The organism is Streptomyces malaysiense (assembly GCF_000980885.2).
GTDB lineage: Bacteria > Actinomycetota > Actinomycetes > Streptomycetales > Streptomycetaceae > Streptomyces > Streptomyces malaysiense.
The window spans coordinates 120,189-143,328 of the sequence record NZ_LBDA02000001.1 but is presented as its reverse complement, the minus strand read 5'-3'; the positions used below and the strand labels follow the sequence as shown (position 1 = coordinate 143,328).

Sequence of the window (23,140 nt, the reverse complement as noted above, 5' to 3'; positions counted from 1 at the left end):
CTTCGGGGTGCGGGTGCGCGGTGGTCATCAGGCGGACTTCCGGATCTCCAGCAGATCCGGGATCGGGGCGAGGTCCTCCAGGAGCTGCCCGGTGGCCCCGTCGAGGCGCCGGCGGTCGGTGGCGGAGAGCTTCTCCACGGGGGTCCAGTGGCCGCCGTCGTGGTCCCCGTCCAGCAGCTTCTGCACCCGGTCGAGGTCGCTGTCGACGGCCGGCAGCAGCTTGGGGGCGCGGCCGGTGAGCAGCGGCTTGAGGACCGTGAGCAGTTCGCGGGTGCCGGCGAGGTTGGCGTCGGCGGTGGCGAGGTTGGTGCCGCTGCCCTCGTCGGTGTCGCCGGTCAGCTCGAACTGGAGGGTGTTCTCCAGGATCTCGTGGGCGCGCAGCGGCAGGTCACCGGGGTCGAAGTCCTGGTGCGGGAAGGCCTTGCGCAGCCCGGCGGCGTCCGCGCTGAGCTGCCGGGCGGGCCCGGTCAGCTCCTTGGCCGACTGGTCGTGCCACAGGCCGTACTCCAGGCGCAGGAAGCCGCTGAAGTCCTTGTCCCGCTCGCCGCCCGGCAGACCGTCGGCGCGGCCGTCGATCTTCTTGTCGAAGTCCTCGAAGGTGCCGTAGGCGGCGCCGAGGGAGGCGTAGGTGCGGTGGGCGGTGAGCCAGTCGGTGCGGGCCTTGCCGAGGTGGCCGCCCTCGATGTCGTGCTGGAGGGTGCGGGTCTGCCCGACGAGGGTGTCCAGGCCCTTGCCGACGTACGCCTTGTACGACTTCAGGGGCGCGGCGAGGTCCTGCTCGGAGACGGGGGCGACCGGCTCGGCCGCGCCACCGCCGCCGCGGACGGTGACCGCCGCGGAGGTGACGGCCTTGCCGCTCGCGGGGACGCAGCGCCAGGCGTAGGTGCCGCCTGCGACGGTGGCGACGAGGTCGCGGGTGGTGCCCGGGGCGAGCCCCTCGATCTCGCCGTAGACCGCGTTGGTGGACGGGTCGATCAGGTAGACCTCGGAGGCCTGGCGGCCGGTGTTGTGCATCCGGAAGGTCTGCCGGCCGGGCTTGGGCGCGGTGAACCCCTTGCCGCAGTCGGTCTCGGAGACGGCGACGGTCTCGTCCCCGGCGGGCTTGGGGCGGCCGAGGGCGACGAGGAGTCCGGCGACGACCGCGGGTACGGCCACCACCGCGGCCGGGAGCACCCAGACGGGGCGGCGCCGGGCCGCGGGCTTCGGCGCGGCGGCCGTCGCACCGGGAGCCGCGGCGGCCGACCCGGGCTCGGGCCGCGGCGCGGCCTTGGGCGCGGTGACGCGCACGCCGCGCACGAACAGGGTCATCACCACGACGAGGTAGCCGGCGTAGGCGACCACCTGGAGCCACGTCATGGTGGGCATCAGGTTGAAGACGCCCTGGACCAGGGTGCTGTACCAGGAGCCGGCGTCGATGCTGCCGGCGAGGTCGAAGGCGTAGGCCGTCCCGCCGGGCAGCACGCCGCCCTCCTGGAGGTCGCGCAGGCCGTAGCCGAGGACCCCGGCGGCGATGACGATCAGGACGACGCCGGTGGCGGTGAAGAACTTCGTCAGATTGATCTTCAGGACCTTGCGGTACAGGCCCCAGCACAGGCCGGCCGCGAGGACCAGGCCGATCGCGGCGCCGGTCAGCGGGCCCGCGGACTCACCGGCCGCCTGGGCGGTGGTCCACAGGAACAGGGCGGTCTCCAGCCCCTCGCGGCCGACGGCCAGGAAGGAGGTGAGGATCAGCATGCCGGAGCCCAGGGCGAGGGCCCCGGTGACCTTCTGCTTCAGCTCGCCCGCGAGGTTGCGGGCCGAGCGGCGCATCCAGAACACCATGGCGGTGACGAACGCGACGGCGATCACGCTGAGGAAGCCGCCGAAGGCCTCCTGGGCCGTCTCCGGCATGGACGCGGCGGTGAAGGTGAGGACCGCTCCGAAGCTCATCGCGACGGCGATCGCGGCCAGCACACCCGTCCACACCTGCGGCAGCCGCGAGCGCGCCTCCGCGCGCACCAGGGTGGCGACCAGGATGGAGACGATGAGTCCGGCTTCGAGTCCCTCCCTCAGTCCGATCAGGAAACTCGGAAACGCGTCGTCCCACATGCCCTGCGACCCTCCCGGAAAACTAAGCGAAGGCATGCCTTACCTTCGCGACCATGATGACCACACCTTCGTAGGCAACCGGTCACGAACCGGTAATCGCAGGGCAAAGTCCGGGAAGGATCCCCTGTCCGAGTCCGTCGGACGCCCCGCGAACGTCTACAAATGTGTAGTCACATGTTGTCGAGGCAAGTCGAAGGAAAAGGTGCCGGCCGTGGCCACTCCCCCACATCTGGCGTCGCAGCTCGCGGTCAACGTGCTCGACGCCCACTCGCTGCTGGCCGCCTTCGGCGTGTTCGGCGTCGCCGTGGTGCTCTTCGCGGAGACGGGCCTGCTGATCGGGTTCTTCCTGCCCGGGGACTCGCTGCTGTTCACGGCGGGTCTGCTGTGCACGGGCGCCGCCGACCGCGGGCTGCACCTCGCTCTCGGACCGCTCCTGGTCGCGGCGGCGTTCGGCGCGCTGGCGGGCTCCCAGTGCGGGTTCCTGATCGGCCGCAAGGCGGGCGGCGCGCTGCTGGCCCGCACCCGGTCGGCGAAACTGCGCGAGGGCGCGCACCGCGCGGAGGAGCTGCTGGACCGGTACGGCCACGCGAAGGCGATCGTGCTGGCCCGCTTCGTGCCGGTGGTGCGTACGGTGCTGAACCCGATGGCGGGCGCGCTCGGCGTGCCGGCCCGCACCTTCACCCTGTGGCAGGTGATCGGCGGCCTGCTCTGGAGCGTCGGTCTCACAATGGGCGGGTACGCGCTGGGGTCCTCGATCCCGAACGTCGACAGGTACCTGCTGCCGGTGATCGCGCTCATCGTGCTGGTCTCGCTGATCCCGCTCGCCACGGAAGTACTGCGCTCGCGCAGGGCGGCGAAGGAGAGCCCGTGACGGGCCCGGCGGCATCCGGGCGGGCGCTCGGGGCGGCGGGGGCGCGCTCGGCGCGGCCTCTGCCGGCGCCGTGAGCCGCCGCGGGACCGCGGCGGTCGCCGGCCTCGGCGCCTGCGCCTGGGCCGCGTTCGCGGCGCTGACCCTGATCGTGGTCACCCGGCACGGCACCCCGCTCGCCCCGGACCGCGCGCTGCTCGCCTGGTCCCTCGGGCACCGGCCGCCGGTGGCGGTCGCGGCGGCGCGCGGACTCACCGACACGGGTACGGGCGCGGTGCCGTACGCCCTGGTGATCACGGCCGGACTGATCGCGGGCCGTACGGCCAGGCAGCGCCGGGCCGCCACCCTGCTGAGCCTGCTCTGCCTCGTCCTCGGGCAGGCGGTGCGGTACGGCGTGATGGACCTGATCGGCCGGGCCCGGCCTCCGTACCGGGACTGGGAGGTGCTCGCCTCCGGCTGGTCGTACCCCTCCGGGCACACCACCACCTCGGCGCTGACGGCCGGACTGCTGATCACGGCGCTGTGGTCGCGCTCCCCGCGCGGCCGGGGCCCGCTGATGCTCCTGGCCGCCTGCTGGGGCGCGGGCGTCGGGCTGACCCGGATCTTCCTCGGGGTGCACTGGTTCACCGATGTGCTGGGCGGCTGGCTGTTCGCGGCGGGCTGGCTCGCCCTGCTGCTCACGGCGGCGGCCCGGTGGCTGCCCGCCGGCCTCAGGCCCGGCGCACCGGGCTCCGGCTCCGGCCGGCGCTCCTCGTCGACGTCACCGGACGCGCACCGGGTCGCACGGCGGCCGGACGGTCCCGGAACGCCGCGGAACCCGGGGGCGGGGCCGGGCGGGCGTCGGACCGCACCGGGCCGGTGGACGAGGCCGGCGTCCGGCCGGGCGGCCCGCTGATCACCGGGCGGCGGCGCGGCGCATGCCACGGCACCGGACTCGACACCCCGCCGCGGGACCCGGGCGTCACCCGGATCGGGCTCACCGGCGCCGCGACCGGTCCGGGCGTGGAGTCGGCGGCCCGCTCGGCACCGCGCCGGCCCTCGCCCGCGGCCGCCCGACCGGCGCGCACCAGCACCGACCCGGGCAGCCCTCGGTCAGGCGTCCAGGTCATGGCGCCCGTGTCATGGCGCCTGCGCTCCAGGGCGGGACGGATGAGGCACCGGCCGGGCCCGTGCCGTCGTCGGGACGAAGCGGCGAAGAGCCGTTCCCCCCGCCCCCGGCCGCGTTCACTGCCGTACGGATGACACCCCGTCGGGTTCAGGGCGCGACATACGGGCCGTCCGGGCGCTCCTCACGGCGCCGCACCATCTCACGGCTCAGCTCCTCGGCCTCGGCCTGAGGCAACCGCTCGTAACCCTCCTCGGTGATGAACGAGAGAACCGGGAAAATACGGCGGTTGAGATCGGGCCCGCCCGTGGCCGAGTCGTCATCGGCCGCGTCGTACAGAGCGTGCAACGCGGCGAGGGCGGCCTCCCGGCGGCTCAGGCCGGGCCGGTAGAGCTTCTTGAGCGCGCCGCGGGCGTACGGCGAGCCGGAGCCCTCGGCGTGGAACTCCCGCTTCTCGTACAGGCCACCGGCGGCGTCGTAGGCGAAGATGCGGCCGCCGTCACCCGTGGGCGCGCAGAGGTCGTACCCGGCGAGCAAGGGGACGACGGCGAGGCCCTGCATGGCCTGGGCGAGGTTCTGCCGGATCATGGTGGCCAGGCGCGTCGCCTTCGCGCCCAGCGTCATCGGGGTGCCCTCGATCTTCTCGAAGTGGGCCAGTTCGACCTGGTAGAGCCGCACCATGTCGAGGGCGAGTCCGACGGTGCCGGCGAAGGCGACGGCCGTGTGGTCGTCGGCGGGGTGGACCTTCTCCAGGTCCCGCTGGGCGATCAGGTTGCCCATGGTGGCCCGGCGGTCCCCGGCGAGCAGCACGCCGTCGCCGTAGGTGAGCGCGAGCACCGTGGTGCCGTGCGGGAAACGGCCCGGGGTCGCGCTCGTGCCGGGCGGCAGCGGGGACGTGGTGGGCAGCAGCCGGGGCCGGTGGGCGGCCAGGAACTCGGCGAAGGACGAGCTGCCCGGCGTGAAGAACGCCTCGTCCATGAGCCCGGCGGTGTCGTTCCCCGTCATCTGCTTCCCCTCCATGGACACGCGGTACCACCCGTCACCCGTCTCCTACCTGACGCGGCCGCACCGGAAACCCCTCCCCACGCCCCGGTGTGTAGTACAGCCGCCCGGTTCCGGCCGCGACCCACGGCCAGCCGCGGGCGTATCCGGGCGGATCCGCCCCCGCCGGCACGAGGGTGGCCGTCGGAACGCGCCGGGCCGTGCGCGCAATGGCGTCCGCTGTCGTGTCGGCGTTGGGGCCGGAGGTCGCGGCGGAGGAGCAGCCGGCGTAGAAGGCGACGGGCAGGGCGTCCTCACCGGTGACCAGGCAGGGGGCGCGCACGCCGAGGCGGTGCAGGGTCGCGGCGGTGCGCGACCAGGAACGGTGACCGGCGGTCGCGACGTCCGTCGTGCGTACCAGGACGGTCAGTTGGACCCCGAGGTGGACGGCGGCCACCAGCAGGAGCGCGCCGCGGGCCACCGGGCGCCGGCGCGGGGGCGGGGCGCTCGCCAGGCGGAGCAGGGCGGCGGCGACGGGGAAGGCGAGCAGGGCGTAGGCGGGCAGCAGGAAGCGGGGTGCCGCGTAGCCGATCAGGAACAGGTACGGGAAGGCGGCCGACGCCGCGCACGCCAGCGGCAGCGCGGTGACCGCCGTGCGTCCGGCGCGCACCGCGAACAGCAGGGCGAGCGCGGCCAGGAGGGGCAGCGCGCACCACCAGAAGGTGACGAGCGGGCCGGGCAGCGCGCCGGCGCAGGGCCGGCACAGGGTGCGCCCGCCGAGGCTGCGCAACTGGTCGACGACGGCGAGGTGCCAGCCGAGGCCGCCCTGGATCGCCGAGCCCTCGGACAGCCGGTGCAGCAGGCCGCCGTAGCGTACGTACGCCTCGACCACCCACTCGGCGACCCCGGCCGCGAGCCCCGCGAGCAGTACGGACAGCCGGTGCCAGTGCCGGTGCCGAAGACCGGTGGCGAGCAGCGGCAGTACGACCCACACCGCGTCCATGGGCCGCGTCCAGCCCATCAGCACGGCCCCCGCGGCCAGGCCCCCGAACGCGGCCCGGCCGGAACGGGGCGCGCCCGCGCGCAGGTAGGAGCCGACGGTCACCGACGCCCCGACCGCCACCCAGTAGTTGGGCATGGCCTGGAGGCCGTAGAAGAGGGTCACCCACAGGGAGGCGAAGAGAGCGGCGCCCAGGACGATGACGCGGGGCGGGAAGAGGCCGCGCCAGGCCCGCGACGCCACGTACAGGGCGAGGCCGGAGAGGACGGCGAGGTAGCAGCGCAGCAGGACCGTCGAGGACGACCACGCGGCGACCGGCGCGACCAGCAGGGAGATGCCGCGGGCCCTGGGCGCGCTGAAATAGGCGGCGGGAGCGCGGACACCGACCTGACTGACGTACACCGCCTCGTCCCAGCCGAGGCCCATGCCGGGCCGGACCAGGAGCAGTTGGGCGAGGGTGAAGGCGGCGGCGACGGCCGCGAGCGGGAGGGCGGCCCGGAGGGGGCGGGCGCCGCCGGACAAAGGCCGCGATCGGGCGTCCCGCGGCCCGGTGAGCACGGCGTCGGTGTTGCCGGTCATCATCCTCCCCCTCGCCCCGAACCGGGCGGAACCTGAAAGGACCACCTCATCACAGGACGGCCGAAGATCCCGGGCGAACCCGCCGCCCACCCGGGAGCCCGGGAAGGCGGTACGGTCCCCTCGGGCCCCGCCACTACGCGCTGTAAGGTTGGCGCATGGCTGGCACAGGGTCCCGGGGCAGGGCGGAACGGCGCAGCGCCGGGGAGCTGGAGAGCGAGGTGCTGGCCGCCCTCTGGGCCACCGACCGGCCGCTCACCCCGGCGGAGATCCAGGCCGAGATCGGCGGCGGTCTGGCGTACAACACTGTGCACACCATCCTCAAACGCCTGTACGACAAGGGGCTGGTGCTGCGCGACGCGGACGGGCGGCGCGGCGCGTACCGTCCGGCGAAGAACGCGGCCGAGGTGACCGCCGAGGCCATGCACCAGGCTCTGGACCGGGGCCCGGACCCGATCGCCGCGCTCCAGCAGTTCGTGACCGGCCTGAGCAGCGAGGAGGAGCGGGCGCTGCGCGAACTGCTCGCCGAGGGCGACGCGTGAGCGGACGGGTTCCGCGCGCGAGGACCGCCCACAGAGCCGCTTACCGGGCCGGGTACGAGGGCTCCGCACGAGGTTCGGCACACGAGGTTCCGCGCACGACGTCCACGACATGAGGTCTCGCGCATGAGATTCGACGTGTACAGCCCGCTGGCTCTGTCGCTGCTGCTCGCCGCGGCGGGCCCGCTGACCGGCCGGTACGTCGCGCCCGCGGTGGCCGCGCGGGTGCTGGCCGCGGCCGCCGTGGTGACCGCCGGGGCCACCACCTGGACGCTGGTGCTGCTCGGTGCCGCGCTGCTCGGGGACGTGCCGCCGCTGGTGCGCGGGGCCGGGGAGGGCGGGGCGGCGGCCGATCCGGTGCCCGCGGTGATCGGGCTGGCCGCGTGTCTGACGCTGGTGGTCATCGGCGTGCGGCTGCGCCGTGCCGTGCGGGCCGAGCGGCGCACCCGCCGGGCGCTGCGGCAGTTGTGCGCCGGGCAGCCGGTGGACACCGAGCTGGTCGTGGCCGCCTCGGCGGTGCCGCGGGCGTGCGCGATTCCCGGGCGGCCGGGCCGGATCCTGGTCACCTCGGCGATGCTGGGCGCGCTCGGACCCGCCGAGCGGCGGGTGCTCCTCGCGCACGAGCGGGCCCATCTCGCCCACCGGCACGACGTCCTGGTGACGGCGGCCGCCCTGGCGGCGGCGGCCGATCCGCTGCTGTGCCCGGTGCGTTCGACCGTCGCCTACCTGGTGGAGCGGTGGGCCGACGAGCGGGCGGCGGCCGCGGTGGGCGACCGCCGTACCACCGCCCACGCACTGGCGCGCGCCGCGCTCACGGCGCAACGCGGCGGCGCGGTGTGCGCGCTGCACTTCGCCGACCACGCCGTCACCCGTCGTATCGCCGCCCTCCAGGCCGCCCCGCAGCCCAGCCTGGGCTCCGCCGCGCTGGCGGTCCTCGCCCTGAGCACGCTGCCGCCGCTGCTGGCCGCCGACGCGACGCGCGACCTCTTCCGGCTGTTGACGGGCGCGCCGCTCTGACCGGTCCGGGCCCGCCCCGGCGGACCCGGACCTCAGGAGGTCTGGTTCGGGACCCGGTGCCGCGGCTGCCGCGGCACCGGCCGGCGGGCGGACGGCGGTACGGCGCGGACGGCCGGCTCGCTCGTGGTCACGGTGACGGCGTCACCGTGGTGCCGCAGGTCCAGCGGCGGCCCGTCGAGCAGCTCGTACGTCGTCTTGTCCGCGTCGATCTCCACCCGCAGCCGGCGGCCCCGGAACTGCACATGGAAGGCGAGCCGGGAGAGCCGTTCGGGCAACCGGGGGGCGAAACGCAGCCGTTCGCCGTCGCGGCGCATTCCGCCGAAGCCCGCGACCAGCGCCATCCAGGTGCCGGCGAGCGAGGCGATGTGCAGTCCGTCCCGGGTGTTGTGCTCCAGGTCGCGCAGGTCCATCAGGGCCGCCTCGGCCGTGTAGTCGTAGGCGAGGTCGAGATGGCCGGTGCGGGCGGCGACGACGGCCTGGCAGCAGGCGGACAGGGAGGAGTCGCGCACGGTCAGCGGCTCGTAGTAGGCGAAGTTCCGGGCGATCTGCTCCTCGTCGTACCGCTCGGCGAACCAGCCGTCGCAGGTGTACAGCGCCAGCACCAGGTCGGCCTGTTTGATGACCTGTTTGCGGTAGAGGTCGAAGTACGGGAAGTTCAGCAGCAGCGGGTACTGGTCGGAGCGGGTGCCCTCGAAGTCCCAGCGCTGGTAGCGGGTGAACCCGGAGTGCTGCTCGTGCACGCCGAGTTCGGCGTTGTACGGCACGTGCATCGCCGCGGCCGCGTCCCGCCAGGCCGCGCTCTCCTCCTCGTCCACCCCGAGCCGGGCGGCCTCGTCCGGATGGCGCTCGACGGCATCGGCGGCGGACAAAAGGTTCTGACGCGCCATCAGATTCGTGTAGGTGTTGTCGTCGGCGACCGCGCTGTACTCGTCGGGTCCGGTGACACCGTCGAGGTGGTAGACGCCGTGGGCGTCGTGGTGACCGAGGGAGCGCCACAACCGGGCTGTCTCCACCAGGAGTTCGACCCCGGCCTCGCGTTCGAAGCCGGTGTCGCCGGTGGCCTCGACGTAGCGGACGACGGCGTCGGCGATGCCGGCGTTCACATGGAAGGCCGCGGTGCCGGCCGGCCAGTACGCCGAGCCCTCCGGTCCCGCGATGGTCCGCCAGGGGAACGCGGCCCCGGCGAGCCCCAGTTGGGCCGCGCGCTCGCGGGCCTCGTCCAGGGTGCTGTACCGCCAGCGCAGCGCCTCGGCGACGGCCGCGGGCGCGGTGTGGGTGAGCAGCGGCAGCACGAACATCTCGGTGTCCCAGAAGGCGTGCCCGTCGTAGCCGGAGCCGGTCAGGCCCTTCGCGGGTATCGCGCGCCGCTCCGCGCGGGCCCCGGCCTGCAGGACGTGGAACAGGGCGAACCGTACGGCCTGCTGGATCTCCTCGTCGCCGCCGACCTCGACGTCGGCGCGCGCCCAGAAGTCGTCCAGGCCGGCCCGCTGGTCGGCGAGCAGTCCGCGCCAGCCGTCATGGGCGGCGGCCGCGAGCGCGGCGTCGACCTGGTCGGCCATCGCGGGCAGCGAGCGGGTCGCGGACCAGCCGTGGGCGACCAGCTTCTCCACCCGCAGGCTCTGGCCGGGCTCCAGGACCGAGGTGACGGTCAGCCGGGCCAGGTCGGTGCCGCTCTCGCTGGTCGTGGTGGTCTGCCCGGGGCCGCTGACGGCATGGTCGGCGGCGACCGCGACCCGCAGCCCGCTGCGCCGGGTCCGGTGCACCAGGCGCAGCCGGTTGCCCGTGGCGAAATGGTCCTCCTGCTCCAGGGGCGAGTGGAGCGCCATCGCGGCGCGCGGATCGCCGTCCGAGCCGGGCAGGCTCTCGTTGGCGACCAGTTCGGACTGGATCACCACCCGGCTGCGGGCGTCGACGGCCTCCACCTCGTACGCCACGGCGGCCACCGCGCGCTGGGTGAGCGAGACCAGCCGGGTCGAGCGCACCCGGACCGTGGAACCGGCCGGGGAGGTCCACTCGCAGGTCCGCTCCAGCACCCCCCGGCGCAGGTCCAGCACCCGCTCGTGGGCGGTGAGACGGCCGTAGCGCAGGTCGAACGGCTCGTCGTCCACGAGCAGCCGCAGGACCTTGCCGTTGGTGACGTTGATGACGGTCTGGCCGGACTCCGGATAGCCGTAGCCGGCCTCCGCGTACGGCAGCGGGTGCACCTCGTGCACGCCGTTGAGGTAGCTGCCGGGCAGTCCGTGGGGTTCGCCCTCGTCGAGGTTGCCGCGCCAGCCGACGTGGCCGTTGGACAGCGCGAACACGGACTCGCTCTGGGCGAGCACGTCGAGGTCGAGGGTGGTCTCGCGCACCGCCCACGGCTCGACCGCGTAAGACCCGTGGTTGATCACCGCTTGCCCCCCAGTTCGGCGAGGTCCTCGACGACGACACTCGCGCCGTGCGCGTACAGCGCGTCGCGCTGGCCCACCCGGTCGAGGCCGACGACGAACCCGAAGCCACCCGCGCGGCCCGCGTCCATGCCGGCCTGCGCGTCCTCGAAGACGGCCGCCCGGGACGGTTCGACGCGGAGGTCGTGGGCGGCGGCGAGGAAGGTGTCGGGGTGCGGCTTGCCCGGCAGCTCGCGCTCGGCGGCCACCACGCCGTCGATCCGTACGTCGAAGAAGTGCTCGGCGTCCACGGCCCGCAGCACGTCACGGCAGTTGGCGCTGGAGGAGACGATCGCGGTGCGCAGCCCCTCGGCGCGGACCGCCTCCAGGTAGCGCAGGGTGCCCTCGTACGCCTCGACGCCGCCGGTGCGGATCCGCTCCAGGAGCAGTTCGTTCTTCCGGTTGCCGAGGCCGTTCACCGTCAGGGCGTCCGGCGGATCATCCGGTGAGCCCTCCGGCAGACGGATGCCCCGCGAGTCCAGAAAGGCGCGCACCCCGTCGGCGCGGGGGCGGCCGTCGACGTACTCGTCGTAGTCGGCGACCGCGTCGAACAGCCGTTCCTGTGCGCCCTCGTGGGAACGCAGGAAGGCGTCGAACGTCTCCTTCCAGGCGGCCGCGTGCAGCACGGCGGTCTTGGTGACGACCCCGTCGAGGTCGAAGAGGCAGGCCTGGATGCCGTCGGGCAGACCGAGCTGAGTCATACCGAGGACTGTTCCCCATGAGCGGCGCTCCAGCGAGTGTCCCGCGCCACATTTTTCCCGGTTTCGGGGTGGCACACTCGTGGGTGTGCCGTTGCCCCCCGACCGCGTGTCCCCCGCCTTCGACGATCTCCTGGCGCGCGCCCGCGCGCTCCCCCGGGACGGGCGGCGCGCCCTGCTCGGCATCGCGGGCGGCCCCGGCGCGGGCAAGTCCACGCTGGCCGCGTGTCTGGTGCGCGCCCTGAACGCCGGCGGACCCGGGTGGGCCGCCCATGTCCCCATGGACGGCTTCCACCTGGCCGACGCCGAACTCGACCGGCTGGGACGGCGGGACCGCAAGGGCGCACCGGACACCTTCGACGCGGCCGGGTACGCGGCGCTGCTGCGGCGGCTGCGCGAGGAGACGGCGGAGGTGGTGTACGCGCCCGGGTTCGAGCGGGTCCTGGAGCAGCCGCTCGCCGGTGCGATCCCGGTGGGGCCGGCCGCCCGGCTCGTGGTGACCGAGGGCAACTACCTCCTCCTCCGGGAGGGTTCGTGGGCACGGGTGCGGCCGTGCCTGGACGAGGTCTGGTACTGCGAGCTCCCGGAGGACGAGCGGATCCGCCGACTGGTGGCCCGGCACGAGGAGTTCGGCAAGGAGCCCGCGGCGGCGCGCGCCTGGGCGCTGGGCACGGACCAGCGCAATGCCGAACTGGTGGCGACGACACGGGGGCGGGCGGATCTGCTGGTCCCGGCGGGGGCGCTGCCCTCACCTTCGTGACCTCGGCCGGCCACACCGGCCTGCCGCACCGGCCTGCCTCTGACCGGCAGGACCGGGCGCCTCCAGGCCGGCGGGACCGGGCAGCCCCAGGTCAGCAGGACCGGACGGCCTCAGGTCAGCAGGACCCGACGGCCCCGGCGGCAGGGTCGGGCGGCCCACGGTCCGCGGGGCCGATTCCCCTGGTCGCGCCGAGTGCTGGTCCGGTTCGCTCGATTGCTGGTCAACCCGCTGGTCACGGCCCTGGGTGAGCTATGTTGAGTGCTCGTGGGAGACAAAGGAGACGGACCGGTGCCCTCGCCGCAGCAGGCCCGCGCACATGCATCAGCGATCACTTCGGGCAAGACCGTGCCGGAGGCCGAGGCCGCCCCGACATCCCAGCTCAGGGAGCTGTTCGACGGCCCTCGCCTGTCACCGGGGCAGCGGCGGATCGCGCAGTACCTGATCGAACACATCACCGAGGCCGCGTTCCTGTCGATCACCGAACTCGCCGACCGGGTCGGGGTCAGCCAGCCTTCCGTCACCCGCTTCGCCGGTGCTGTCGGCTTCAGCGGCTACCCCGCCCTGCGCGAGCGGCTCCAGTCCATCGCGCTGAAGGCCCTGGCCGGCGGCCCCGCCGAGCCGAACCGCGCCAATGAGCTCCAGGCGGCCGTGGACGCCGAGATCGCGAACCTGGAGTACCTGCGCCGCGACTTCGCCGATCCGGACCGGGTGATCCACATCGGCCGCGAGCTGTCCCGTTCCACCCCGCTGACCGTGCTCGGCCTGCGCATCGCGGAGTCGCTGGCGGAGTACTTCGGGTACGCGGCCCGCCGTATCCACCCCGACGTCCGGCTGGTCACCCGGGGCGGCAGCGTGGCCTACGACGCGCTGCTGCAGTCCCGCGAGGCAGGCGGCAGCTGGGTGCTGGCGTTCGCCATGCCCCGGCACTCGCACGAGACGCTCCAGGCGGTCCGGGTCGCCCACCGCGCCGGCCTCAAGGTCGCCCTGATCACCGACCTCGCGCTCGGGCCGCTGGCCGACGAGGCCGACGTCACCTTCGCCACCGGCACCGGCTCCCGGCTGGTCTTCGACTCCTACGCCGCGCCCAACGTGATGGCCGCGGCACTGCTCCAGGCGATGACCGACGCCGACCCGGAGCGGACGCAGGCCCGGCTGGAGAAGTACGAGCAGGTGTCCGACCAGCACCAGTTCTTCGTGCGGGACTGAACGCCCCCCTCACGAGAGCCGCCCCCCCTCACGGGCAGCTGTCCCCTCCGCCGACGAGAGCGGTCACCCTTCGCCCACGACAGCCGTCCCCTCCGCGTGACCGCGCCCCGCCGGTCCTGCGGTGCGGCCCACACACCCGTGAAGATCTTGCGGTCGTCGAACGCCCGTAGACGGATCTTTCGGCGCATATCACGCATGAATGTTTTCATACGTCTTGCAAACTGCTCGGTATATATAAATACTCTGCTGGCGGATCGCCCGCGCGGACATCCAGGACCGCCGCCACCTACCCAGACGGCGCCCGGGATGTCCGGTGGTGCGGCGCCCCTGTGCCGCATCAGGGGCGGCCCCGGTCATCCCCTAGGCCGGGGCCGCCCGCATCTCGTCGGACCACCCTCACGACGCCGCAGACCGGAAGTGACCATGCCCGTGACCATGCCCGTGACCATGCCCCTGACCAGCATGCGCATCAGCCCCGACTGGCCCTGCCAGGTCAAGACACCGGGCTCGTACGACTGGGAGCGCTCGGCCGCCAAATGGCTGCGCGAGCTGATCCCGGCGCGCTACGCCAGCTATCCGGCCCTGATCCGGCACCCCGTACTGCTCGCCCGGCACGCGCAGATCCAGGTCGAGCAGGAGATCCGGGTGGCCCGCACCGCGCTCCAGACGGCGCGGGCCGAGCTGCCGACGCTCGGACTGCCCGAGGCGGTCATCGAGCACACGATCAAGATGTACGCCGCCGAGGTGCTGCAGCTCCAGCACATCGCCCGCAGCGTCCGCGCGGTCAGCACGGCCCTGTCTCGCCGCTGAGCCCCGCCCCGGCCCCGCACCCGCGTGCCGCCCGGACCGCCCCGGTCCACGTCGCACCGGCCGGACCCCGAGAGGGGCGGGCGGAGAGCCGTGGCACTTCCCCCCTGCGGACAAGCGATCGAACGCGCCCGAATGTGCGATGCTCATCGCGTGACCAGCGAGTCCGCGCCCTCGATGGACGACCCCGGGACCGGCGCCGAGAGCGCCGCGCCGGCAGAGGTCGAGGCCCGGCAGCGTGCCGGGCTGGAGCGGCCGGCCGATCTCGCCGTGCCGCCGGCGGTCCTCGAACGGGCCAAGGGCGCCCTGATGGCGGTCACCGGATGCACCCCGGACGCCGCCGACCAGGAACTGCGCAGGCGCGCCGAGGACAGCGGACGCACCCTTCTCGAACAGTGCCGGTTCACCCTGGACTCCCTGCGGCCGCGCCGTGATCCACCGGCGCCCGAGCGGCCCCGGTCCGCACCCGCGCCCCGCGCGACGCCCGCGCCCGGTGCCGCCGACGCCTCGGGGACGGTGGAGGTGCTCGGCGGGATGGGGCGCGACCTGCTCCGCGTGCGGTCCGCCCACGAACTGGCCGACCGCCTTCTGCACCACCTGGCGCCGCAGGTACGGGCCGATGCGGTACTCCTCTACGAGTGGCAGGACGAGGGCGGTCTCGAACTGGCCGGGCATGCCGGGATCGACGAGCCGTTCGCCGCCCGGTGGCGGCATGTTCCCCCGTTGACCGGACTGCCCGCGATCGAGGCGCTGACGGCGGGCGAGCCGCTGTGGCTGCAGGACCTGCCCGCCGACCGGGCCCGCCACACGCTGGTCGGGGGCCCGCCGGAACGGTGGCCGAGCCGGGTGTGGCTGCCGGTACCCGCCGGTGGAACCGCCCGGTTCGTTCTCGGGGTACTGCGCCGGTGCGGCGGGCCGTTCGAGCCGCACGAGCGCCAGCTGCTCCTCGCCGCAGCCCGGTTGTGCGCGGGGCGGCTGCGCGTCTTCGACGCCGCGCGGCAGGCGCCCGGGGATCCGCGCGTCGCGGAGATCGTGCAGGCGGTGTTCGACGCGCTGCCCGGTGCCGCGGTCCTGCTGACGCCGCTGCGCACCGCCGCCGGCGAGGTGGCGGACTACCGCATCGACGCCGCCACCCCGCAGGCGGTCGACGTGTCCGGCCGCACGGGCCCGGACCTGGTCGGCCGGCTCATCCTGGAGAGCTACCCGTCCGTGGCGGGCGAGCCGCTGTGGCGGGGCTATCTGGAGACCCTGGAGTCCGGGGTGCCGTTCGAGAGCGAGCCGTTCGCCTACCGGGAGACGGCCGACGGGGTGACCCTGACCGGCACTTTCTCGGTGCGGGCCGCTCCACTGGGCGCGGGGCTGCTGGTGTCCTGGCTGCGGCACGACCCCCTCGCCCGGCAGGAGCAGCGGCTGGCCGACGTGCAGCGGCTCGGCAACCTCGGCTGGGCGAACTGGAATCTGCTCACCCGGGAGATCTCCTGGTCCGGGCAGGCGTACGCGGTCCTGGGGTGCGACCCCGACCAGGGGCCGCTGGAACTGGAGAAGCTCCCGCGGCTGGCAGTGCCGCGGGACGCGGACGCGCTGACCGCCGCGATCGCCGGACTGATCCACCGGGGGCGGCCGTACGACATGCCGTTCCGGGTCGAGACACCCGAGGGCGTACGCCATCTGCGGATGGTCGCCGAGGCCGTCAGCGAGCCGGACGGCACCCCGGCCGAGGTGCACGGCTTCGTGCAGGACCTCACCGCGCAGCGCAGCGCGGAACTCGCCCTGGTCAGGAGCGAGCGCACCATGTCGCTGCAACGCGGCGTCCTGCAGGCCGAACGCGCCCTCGCCGCCCGGCTGCAGCACGCCCTGCTGCCCCTGCCCAGCAAGCCGGTGCGGCTGGCCGGGCTGCGCGTCGAGGTCGCCTATCTGCCGGCGCAGGCCGGTATCCACGTCGGTGGTGACTGGTTCAGCGCCATCGAACTTCCGGACTACGACGCGCTGTTCGTGGTCGGCGACGTGGCCGGACACGGCATCGACGCGGTGGCCACCATGGCCCAGCTCCGCTTCACCGCCAAGGGGATGGTCAGCACCGGCACCTCGCTCACCGTCGCCCTGGCACGGCTGAACCATCTGCTGCTGCACTCCCGGGACAGCCGTATGACGGCCACCATGGTCATGGCCCGCTACGACCCGCAGCGCCGGCTCCTCGCCTGGGCCCAGGCCGGGCATCCGCCACCCCTGCTGGTGCGCGGCCGGGATGTGCGCTATCTCGACCGCCCCGGCGGCCTGTTGCTCGGTGCCGCGGCCGACCCGCACTACGAATCCGCGGAGTTGCGCCTGGAACCCGGCGACCGGCTGCTGCTCTACACCGACGGCCTGGTCGAACGGCCCGGCGAGAGCCTGGACGCGGGCCTCGACCGCCTCGCGCGAGCGGTACGCGCCCATGGGGACGGGGAATCCGGCTCCCTGTCAGCACTGCTCACGGCCATGCTGGTGGACGAATGGCGGGACGACGTGTGCGTGGTGGACATCCGGGTGCCGGTGACGGCCGTCACCGGGCCACGCTCGGCATCGCCCGACTCCACGACCTGACCCTGCCCCTGACCGGTTGGCTCACACCGCCGTACGGAACTACCTTGAGGCGCCGCGCGACAAGCGGCTCGCGGCCTGGTCCCATGGCTGCGGTTCGGCCACGTCGTCCCTGTCGCAGGCGTCCTCGTCGAACCAGCCGGTTCCCGCGAGCCAGGTCTCCAGCCATGCCGCGATGCCGGCGGAGTCGAGAAACCAGCACCGGGCCCACGACCCGCCGCTGTACGGGTTCGGTTCGAAGAGCAGGACCTGGCCGTCCTCGCCGCGGCAGTCGACACCGGCGTACATGGCGCAGCCCCAGGTCAGGATCGGTACGACGCCTTCGGGCCACTGCGGGTGATCCGCCGAGACGGACTCCTCGCGCCGGGCGAGGTATTCGCCGACGACGCTGGAGCCCGGACCGAGCAGCGGCAGCAGACGGTAGTCGGGGCCGAAGCCGCCGTCAGCGACCTCGCGGTACAGGCGCGCGAGCAGGGGATGCAGCGCGAAGCCCAGCCGCGCCTCGGCCTCCGCGATCCGCGCGGCCCCGACCGGTGCGGGAAGGTCCTCGTTGTCCGCAGCGGCCCGGACGGCGACGCGTTGCACGAGGTCATCGACATCGATCATGACCGCGATGCTGTCAGAACCCGCCGGCAAGTCGGTCCACTGGGTGCCCGGCCTCGATGCCGGCCGTGTCGGACAGTCGCAACAGGGGGCCCGCCGCTCCCCCGCCCCACTCCAGGGGGTCGAGTACGAAGCCGACGTGATCGCCGCCGTCGACGCGGTGCAGGATGCCGCCGACGAACCAGGCCGCCGCGTCCGCGAGGACGACCGCGCCGTCAGGTCCTGGCACCCAGTCGAGGCCGACGAACTTGTCGGTGTCGTCCCCGGTCTCGCCGCCGAAGCGTTCCGCGAGGGCGCGCTGGTCGCGGGTGAGCAGGTGGACGACGAGGCAGTGCGCGGCGCGGGCGACTCGATAGGTGTGGTTGACCTTGGACAGCCACACGGCGAACCGGGGTGGCCGGATGGAGCACTGCGAGGCGAAGCCGACCAGACAGCCCGCCCGCTCACCGCGGGCCGCGGCCGTGACCACGCACATGTCGGGGTCGAGCCGCCCCAGGAAACCGTCCTCCGCCCGCGCCATACCGCTCCGCTCCGTCCGCCGCCGCACCCGTCGCCCGCGAGTGCCGTGCCCGCGTGCCGATCGTTTCGCGCACTCGTCGTCCCGTGGTCCGGCGTTCCCCGCGCGCCGCCACCGAATCGCCCCAATGGCTCAACTCGCCCTCGCCATTGGACCGAACACCCGGATGCCCAAGTGATGTCCGAAAACACACCTATTGAGCGTCTGAGCGGGCGCGTGCTAGAAAGCGCCGTCATGACGACTCCTCGGTCACGTCGTGGTTTCCTGGCCGTCTGCTCCGGCACCGCCGCCGCCCTGGGACTGGGCACCCCCTCCCCCGCCTCCGCCGTGCCGGACGAGTTCACCGCCCTGCGGTCCAAGTGGCGCACCCTGATCCTCGGCGAGGGCTTCGACCCCGCCGCCGAGCCCTTCGCCTCCCGCCTGGCCGGCCTGGGCGGAACGGCGCGACGGTACCTCGCCTCGATGTCGCCGACGGCCGGGGCCCTGTGGCCGGACCTCCCGTACGCCGAACCGGATCCGGGCACGGACCCGGGATCGTACGTCTGCTCGGGCAACATGAGCACCAGTTACACCCGGCTGAGCACTCTCGCGCAGGCGTACGGCCAGCCGGGCACCGGTCTCACCGGTGACGCGAACCTGCGCGACGCCGTCGTCACCGGCCTCGGCCACCTCCACGACGACGTGTACCACGCCGGCCGGGCCCGTTACGGCAACTGGTGGAGCTGGCAGATCGGCGCCCCGCAGGCACTCCTGGACACGTGCGTGCTGCTCCACGACGCGTTGCCGGCCGACCGACTCGCCGGGTACCTGGCGGCGGTGGACCAGTTCGTTCCCGACTCGGCGGTGTCGGACTACAGCGGTACGAGCACCGGCGCCAACCGGGTCGATCTGTGCCGGGTGCTGGCGCTGCGCGGGGTGGTCGGGGCGGACGCGGCGAAGGTGGCACTGGCCCGGGACGCCCTGTCCCCCGTCTTCCCCTACGTCTCCTCGGGTGACGGCCTGTACGCCGACGGCTCGTTCGTCCAGCACACCTGGGTGCCGTACACGGGCTCGTACGGTTCGGTGTTCCTGGGCGGTCTCGGCATGCTGTTCGCGCTGCTGGCCGGGTCGAACTGGGAGGTGACGGACGAGAACCGGACGGCCGTGTTCGACTCGGTCGAGAGGGCCTGGGCGCCGTTCCTGTACAACGGCCTGGTCATGGACGGCGTCGCGGGCCGCGCGGTCAGCCGGGGCCTGTCCGCCGATGACCCGGCGGGCGTACAGCAGGACGACCACCTGCGCGGGCACCCCGTCCTCGCCGCCATCGTGCTGCTCGGCCAGGGCGCGGGCGCGGCGCGGAACGCGCGCTGGCGCGCTCTGGTGAAGGGCTGGATGCGGCGCGACCGGTACCGTCCGCCGCTCGCGGACCCGGTGCTCAGCCTGCCGAACCTGGCCCGGCTCCAGGAGGTCGAGGACGATACGACGGTGCGGGCGGTCCCGGAGCCGACCGGGCACCGGCTGTTCCCGGCCATGGCACGGGCCACGCACCGCCGGCCCGGCTGGGCGGCCTCGCTGAGCATGGCGAGCGAGCGGATCGCTTACTACGAGTGCGGCAACGGCGAGAACCCGCGCGGCTGGCACACCGGTTCCGGGATGCTGTACTGGTGGGGCGGCACCTTCGCCGACGACCAGTACAGCGACGCCTTCTGGCCCACCGTCGACCCCTGCCGGCTCCCCGGTACGACCGTCTCGCGCAAGGCCCTGGCCGACGGTGCGGGCGGCGACTGGGGCGCGGCCAGACCGGACGTGAACTGGGTGGGCGGCGCGACGGACGGCCGCCGGGCCGCGGTCGGGCAGTACCTCAAGGGCCTCCGGTCGACACTGGTCGCGAGGAAGTCGTGGTTCTTCCTGGACGACACGGTGGTCTGCCTCGGCGCCGGCATCTCCTGCACCGACGGCACGACCGTGGAGACGACGATCGAGAACCGCAACCTCGGCGCGGCCGGCGGCGCGACGTTCACGGTGGACGGCGGCGCGGAACCGGCGGGGTACCCCTGGTCGCAGACGCTCGAAGGCACCGGCTGGGCGCACATCGGCGGGCACGGCGGCTATGTCTTTCCCGGGGGCGCGACGGTACGGGCGCTGCGCGAGGCGCGCGAGGGCAGTTGGAGCTCGATCAACACGGCCGGCTCGACCGCCGTGTTGACCAGGAAGTACCTGACGATGTACGTCGATCACGGCACCGATCCGGTGGACGCCTCGTACTCCTATCTGCTCATGCCGGGCGCGAGCGCCGCGCGAACGCGCGCACGGTCGGCGGACCGGCACTGGCTGACCGTATCGGCCAACGCGGACGGTCAGCAGGGCGTTTCGGTCCGTTCGCTCGGCTTCACCGGGGTGAACTTCTGGTCCGGCGGAACGGTCGGATCGCTCACGGCGAGCGATCCGTGTTCCGTGATGATCAGCGAGCGGGGGGACGGTACCGCGGTGATCGCCGTGAGCGATCCGACACTGACGCGCACGGGTCTGACCCTGACCTGGCGGCGTCCGGTCACCTCGGTCGTCTCGGCCCCGGCCACGCTCGCTTCGGCCGAGACCGGCGAGTCCCTCACCCTGACCTTCGGCGACCTCGCCGGCACGGCCGGAGTCAGCCAGCTGATCGGCGTCACATCGCGCTGACCGCCCCCCGCACGAACCGGCTCAGGGACGCCGTGAACGCGCCCACGAAGGCGTCCCTGTCCCGCTCCGGCAGGGCCTCCAGCGACAGGTAGGGGTTGAGGTCCTCCAGTTCGACCAGCAGGAGGCCGTCGTCGGGGGCCCGGCAGGCGTCGACCCGCTGGATGCCGTGGCCGAGTTCGTTCCAGTCGATGAAGCGCCGGGCGAACTCCAGGTCGGCGGCGGTCGCCGCGTACGGCTTCAGCTCCCAGCGGCGGCGCGGGTCGGGGGCGTAGAGGGCGTACTGGAAGTCGTCGTCCACGAAGTAGAAGGAGACCTCGTAGGCGAAGTCGATGTGCGGCTGGATGAGGACGTCGTCCCCCGCGTGGGTGTCGAGGCGGGTGGCGGGGACGATGCGCAGGCCGAGGGAGTCCGCGCCGAGCCTGGGCTTGACCACGTAGCGGTGCGCGGGCGGCAGCCGGTGCAGGTCGGCAAGGCGGTCGACGGTCGGGATGACCGGGTACCCGGCGGCGGTCAGGTCGAGGAGGTACTGCTTGCCGGCCATGTCGGCCTTGCCGGTGAGCGGGTTGTACACACGGCTGCCGTGTTCCAGCGCCCGCGCGCGGAAGGCGTCGTAGGCCCGCTGGTAGCCGAGGACGGGGCCGCTGTTGCGGACGACGACGGCGTCGTGGCCGTCCATGAGTGCCGCCGTGTCCAGCGGATGGCACAGGGCGAGGTCGAAATGGGCGCGCAGCCGGGAGGTGAGGAAGATGTCCTCGTCGCAGTAGCGGCGCCCGCGGGCCTGGTACGCCAGGTCGGTGACGTAGAGGACACGGGGGCGAGCGGCGGGCATGCGGTTCTCCTTGGGCGGCGCTGGGGTCGACGGGCGGGGCGGATCGGGCGCAGAAAGGTTACGCCTGGCAGTTGACGCGCTTTCGATCACCCGGGGTTCCACCTCGCCGCGCTCCGGTACCCCGACCCCCGGTGCACGGCGGGGGGGGGGGCGCGGCGCCGTCGGTGTGACCCGGGCGGAGGGGGCGAGGGCAGCGTGGGGAGCGAGGGCGGTATGGGGAGCGAGGGCAGCAGGGGGACGAGGGCCGGCCCGAAGGCCCCGCGCCATCGACAGACCGGCGCACCCCGACCCCCGGGAGCAGGCCATTTCGTCCAGTGCGCCGAAGGGCCGGCCACCCCCACAATGGCCGCCTCGGCCGGGCCGGAGTGGTCCGGCGGCCCCGGACCACCGGGAATCCGCACGGCTCGGGAGGTAGGACGTGACGGGTGGAGCCGATGTGCCGCTGCCGCTGAGCGGTGTTCTCGTCGCCGACTTCGGGCGGGTGCTCGCGGCGCCGTACGCGACGATGCTCCTCGCCGACCTGGGCGCCGATGTGATCAAGGTCGAGCATCCGGCGGGCGGTGACGACACCCGTGCGTGGGGGCCGCCGCACGCGCACGGCGAGGCCACCTATTTCCTGTCCGTCAACCGCAACAAGCGCTCGGTCGCTCTCGATCTGCGTGCGGAGGCCGACCGGCGCCGTGCCGTCGAACTGGCGCGCCGCGCGGATGTGCTGTTCGAGAACTTCCGGCCGGGGACGCTGCGGAAGTACGGGCTCGGCTACGACGAGGTGTGCGCCGGCAACCCGGGCATCGTGTACTGCTCGATCACCGGTTTCGGGTCCGGACCGGGGGCCGCGCTGCCCGGGTACGACCTGCTGATCCAGGCCGTGGGCGGGCTGATGAGTGTCACCGGGTCCGCGCCCGGGGAGCCGGTGAAGACCGGGGTGGCGGTGGTGGACGTGCTGACCGGGCTGCACGCCGCGGTCGGGGTGCTGGCCGCGCTGCGGCACCGGGAGGCGACCGGCGAGGGGCAGCTCATCGAGGTCGATCTGCTGACGACCCTGCTGTCGGGCCTGGTCAACCAGTCCGCCGGATACACCCTGGCCGGCCGGGTGCCGGGCATCATGGGCAACCGGCATCCGTCGATCGCCCCGTACGAGGTGTACCGGGCCAAGGACCGGCCGCTGGTGATCGCCGTCGGCAACGACCGCCAGTTCGCGGCTCTGTGCCAGGGCGTCGGCGCCCCGGAGCTGGCCGACGACGCGCGTTTCGCCGGCAACGCCGAGCGGGTGGCCCATGTCGACGAACTGGCCGCAAAACTGTCGGAGTTGCTGGCGGCTCGGACCGCCGCCGAGTGGTTCGAGCACCTCACACCGCTCGGCGTCCCGTGCGGTCCGGTCAACGACATCGGCGGGGCCTTCGCCCTCGCCGAACGGCTGGGCCTCGCCCCCCGCGCCTCCGTGGACGGGGACGACGGGGCGACCCTGGACCTGGTCGCCAACCCGATCTCGCTGTCCCGTACCCCGCCCCGCTACGACCACCGGCCGCCCCGCCTCGGCGAGCACACCGACGAGATCGCCGACTGGCTCGACTCCTGACCGGGCGGCGCGTTCGGCGATGCGGCGCAGCGGGATGCCGGCGTCTCGACGGCGCGGCACGAGGTGACGGCGGGGACGCCGGGTCCGTCCGCCGGTTCGGCGACGCGGAGGCTCGCACGGGGCTCCCTCCTGGACGGTGGTCCGAGCCTGATTTCGGGTCACTCGCTCCACGCCCACGGCTGTGGCGACCGTTTCCCGTCAATATGATCACTCCGATGTCCGAGCGCACCTTTCGCACAGCACTCAGTTCCCTCGGATCTCCACAGTTGCTGCACTGAGTGTCACATTGTCGATCCGGGTGCTACG

At 73.7% G+C, this 23,140-nt stretch carries 18 protein-coding genes; 10 read left to right on the top strand and 8 right to left on the bottom strand.

Annotation, left to right across the window (positions count from 1 at the left end; translation table 11 throughout):
• Positions 1–27: 27 nt before the first annotated feature.
• Complete coding sequence (gene efeU / locus VT52_RS00665; protein WP_046427231.1) at positions 28–2,088, bottom strand: iron uptake transporter permease EfeU; 2,061 nt, start codon at positions 2,086–2,088, stop codon at positions 28–30.
• A gap of 211 nt (positions 2,089–2,299) precedes the next feature.
• Between efeU and VT52_RS00660 the strand changes: the two genes are divergently transcribed.
• Together VT52_RS00660 and VT52_RS00655 are read left to right on the top strand one after the other, a co-directional pair.
• Positions 2,300–2,959, top strand: coding sequence for a DedA family protein (locus VT52_RS00660; protein ID WP_046427266.1), 660 nt, complete (start codon positions 2,300–2,302; stop codon positions 2,957–2,959).
• Between the two features lie 70 nt (positions 2,960–3,029).
• Positions 3,030–3,851, top strand: a complete 822-nt coding sequence (locus tag VT52_RS00655; protein ID WP_063888380.1) for a phosphatase PAP2 family protein — start codon at positions 3,030–3,032, stop codon at positions 3,849–3,851.
• A gap of 360 nt (positions 3,852–4,211) precedes the next feature.
• Here the strand turns inward: VT52_RS00655 and prcB are convergent, their stop codons facing one another.
• On the bottom strand, positions 4,212–5,066 hold the full coding sequence (gene prcB, locus VT52_RS00645; RefSeq protein WP_046427272.1) for a proteasome subunit beta: 855 nt from the start codon (positions 5,064–5,066) through the stop codon (positions 4,212–4,214).
• A 34-nt stretch (positions 5,067–5,100) separates the two neighbouring features.
• Positions 5,101–6,621, bottom strand: a complete 1,521-nt coding sequence (locus tag VT52_RS00640; RefSeq protein WP_046427233.1) for a hypothetical protein — start codon at positions 6,619–6,621, stop codon at positions 5,101–5,103.
• Positions 6,622–6,776: 155 nt separating this feature from the next.
• Between VT52_RS00640 and VT52_RS00635 the strand changes: the two genes are divergently transcribed.
• On the top strand, positions 6,777–7,160 hold the full coding sequence (locus tag VT52_RS00635; RefSeq protein WP_079174762.1) for a BlaI/MecI/CopY family transcriptional regulator: 384 nt from the start codon (positions 6,777–6,779) through the stop codon (positions 7,158–7,160).
• A 123-nt stretch (positions 7,161–7,283) separates the two neighbouring features.
• Entirely contained in the window at positions 7,284–8,174 is an 891-nt protein-coding gene (locus tag VT52_RS00630; RefSeq protein WP_046427236.1) for a M56 family metallopeptidase, read from the top strand.
• Positions 8,175–8,206: 32 nt separating this feature from the next.
• On the opposite strand, the gene VT52_RS00625 is transcribed toward VT52_RS00630, so the two are convergent.
• Positions 8,207–10,564, bottom strand: a complete 2,358-nt coding sequence (locus tag VT52_RS00625) for a glycoside hydrolase family 65 protein (RefSeq protein WP_046427238.1) — start codon at positions 10,562–10,564, stop codon at positions 8,207–8,209.
• Positions 10,561–11,301, bottom strand: a complete 741-nt coding sequence (locus VT52_RS00620; protein WP_046427239.1) for a beta-phosphoglucomutase family hydrolase — start codon at positions 11,299–11,301, stop codon at positions 10,561–10,563. The genes VT52_RS00625 and VT52_RS00620 overlap by 4 nt, the downstream gene beginning before the upstream one ends.
• A gap of 106 nt (positions 11,302–11,407) precedes the next feature.
• Here VT52_RS00620 and VT52_RS00615 point away from each other — a divergent pair, with 106 nt between their 5' ends.
• From VT52_RS00615 to VT52_RS00600, 4 genes are all read left to right on the top strand, one after another.
• Positions 11,408–12,058: a nucleoside/nucleotide kinase family protein gene (locus tag VT52_RS00615; RefSeq protein ID WP_046427274.1), complete on the top strand. Its 651-nt coding sequence runs from the start codon at positions 11,408–11,410 to the stop codon at positions 12,056–12,058.
• 288 nt (positions 12,059–12,346) lie between these two features.
• On the top strand, positions 12,347–13,264 hold the full coding sequence (locus VT52_RS00610; protein WP_046427240.1) for a MurR/RpiR family transcriptional regulator: 918 nt from the start codon (positions 12,347–12,349) through the stop codon (positions 13,262–13,264).
• A gap of 441 nt (positions 13,265–13,705) precedes the next feature.
• Positions 13,706–14,074: a hypothetical protein gene (locus VT52_RS00605; protein ID WP_046427276.1), complete on the top strand. Its 369-nt coding sequence runs from the start codon at positions 13,706–13,708 to the stop codon at positions 14,072–14,074.
• A gap of 174 nt (positions 14,075–14,248) precedes the next feature.
• Entirely contained in the window at positions 14,249–16,651 is a 2,403-nt protein-coding gene (locus tag VT52_RS00600) for a SpoIIE family protein phosphatase (RefSeq protein ID WP_046427278.1), read from the top strand.
• 39 nt (positions 16,652–16,690) lie between these two features.
• Here the strand turns inward: VT52_RS00600 and VT52_RS00595 are convergent, their stop codons facing one another.
• Entirely contained in the window at positions 16,691–17,254 is a 564-nt protein-coding gene (locus VT52_RS00595; RefSeq protein ID WP_046427242.1) for an SMI1/KNR4 family protein, read from the bottom strand.
• A 13-nt stretch (positions 17,255–17,267) separates the two neighbouring features.
• Positions 17,268–17,771: a flavin reductase family protein gene (locus tag VT52_RS00590; RefSeq protein ID WP_046427243.1), complete on the bottom strand. Its 504-nt coding sequence runs from the start codon at positions 17,769–17,771 to the stop codon at positions 17,268–17,270.
• Between the two features lie 231 nt (positions 17,772–18,002).
• On the opposite strand from VT52_RS00590, the gene VT52_RS00585 reads away from it, so the two are divergent.
• Positions 18,003–20,426: a polysaccharide lyase 8 family protein gene (locus tag VT52_RS00585; RefSeq protein WP_046427244.1), complete on the top strand. Its 2,424-nt coding sequence runs from the start codon at positions 18,003–18,005 to the stop codon at positions 20,424–20,426.
• Here the strand turns inward: VT52_RS00585 and VT52_RS00580 are convergent.
• Positions 20,413–21,255 (bottom strand): ATP-grasp domain-containing protein, encoded by an 843-nt coding sequence (locus VT52_RS00580; RefSeq protein WP_046427245.1) that lies wholly within the window; start codon positions 21,253–21,255, stop codon positions 20,413–20,415. The two genes, VT52_RS00585 and VT52_RS00580, sit on opposite strands and share 14 nt — an antisense overlap.
• 418 nt (positions 21,256–21,673) lie before the next feature.
• On the opposite strand from VT52_RS00580, the gene VT52_RS00575 reads away from it, so the two are divergent.
• Positions 21,674–22,834, top strand: coding sequence for a CaiB/BaiF CoA transferase family protein (locus VT52_RS00575; RefSeq protein WP_046427246.1), 1,161 nt, complete (start codon positions 21,674–21,676; stop codon positions 22,832–22,834).
• The last annotated feature ends 306 nt before the right edge of the window (positions 22,835–23,140 follow it).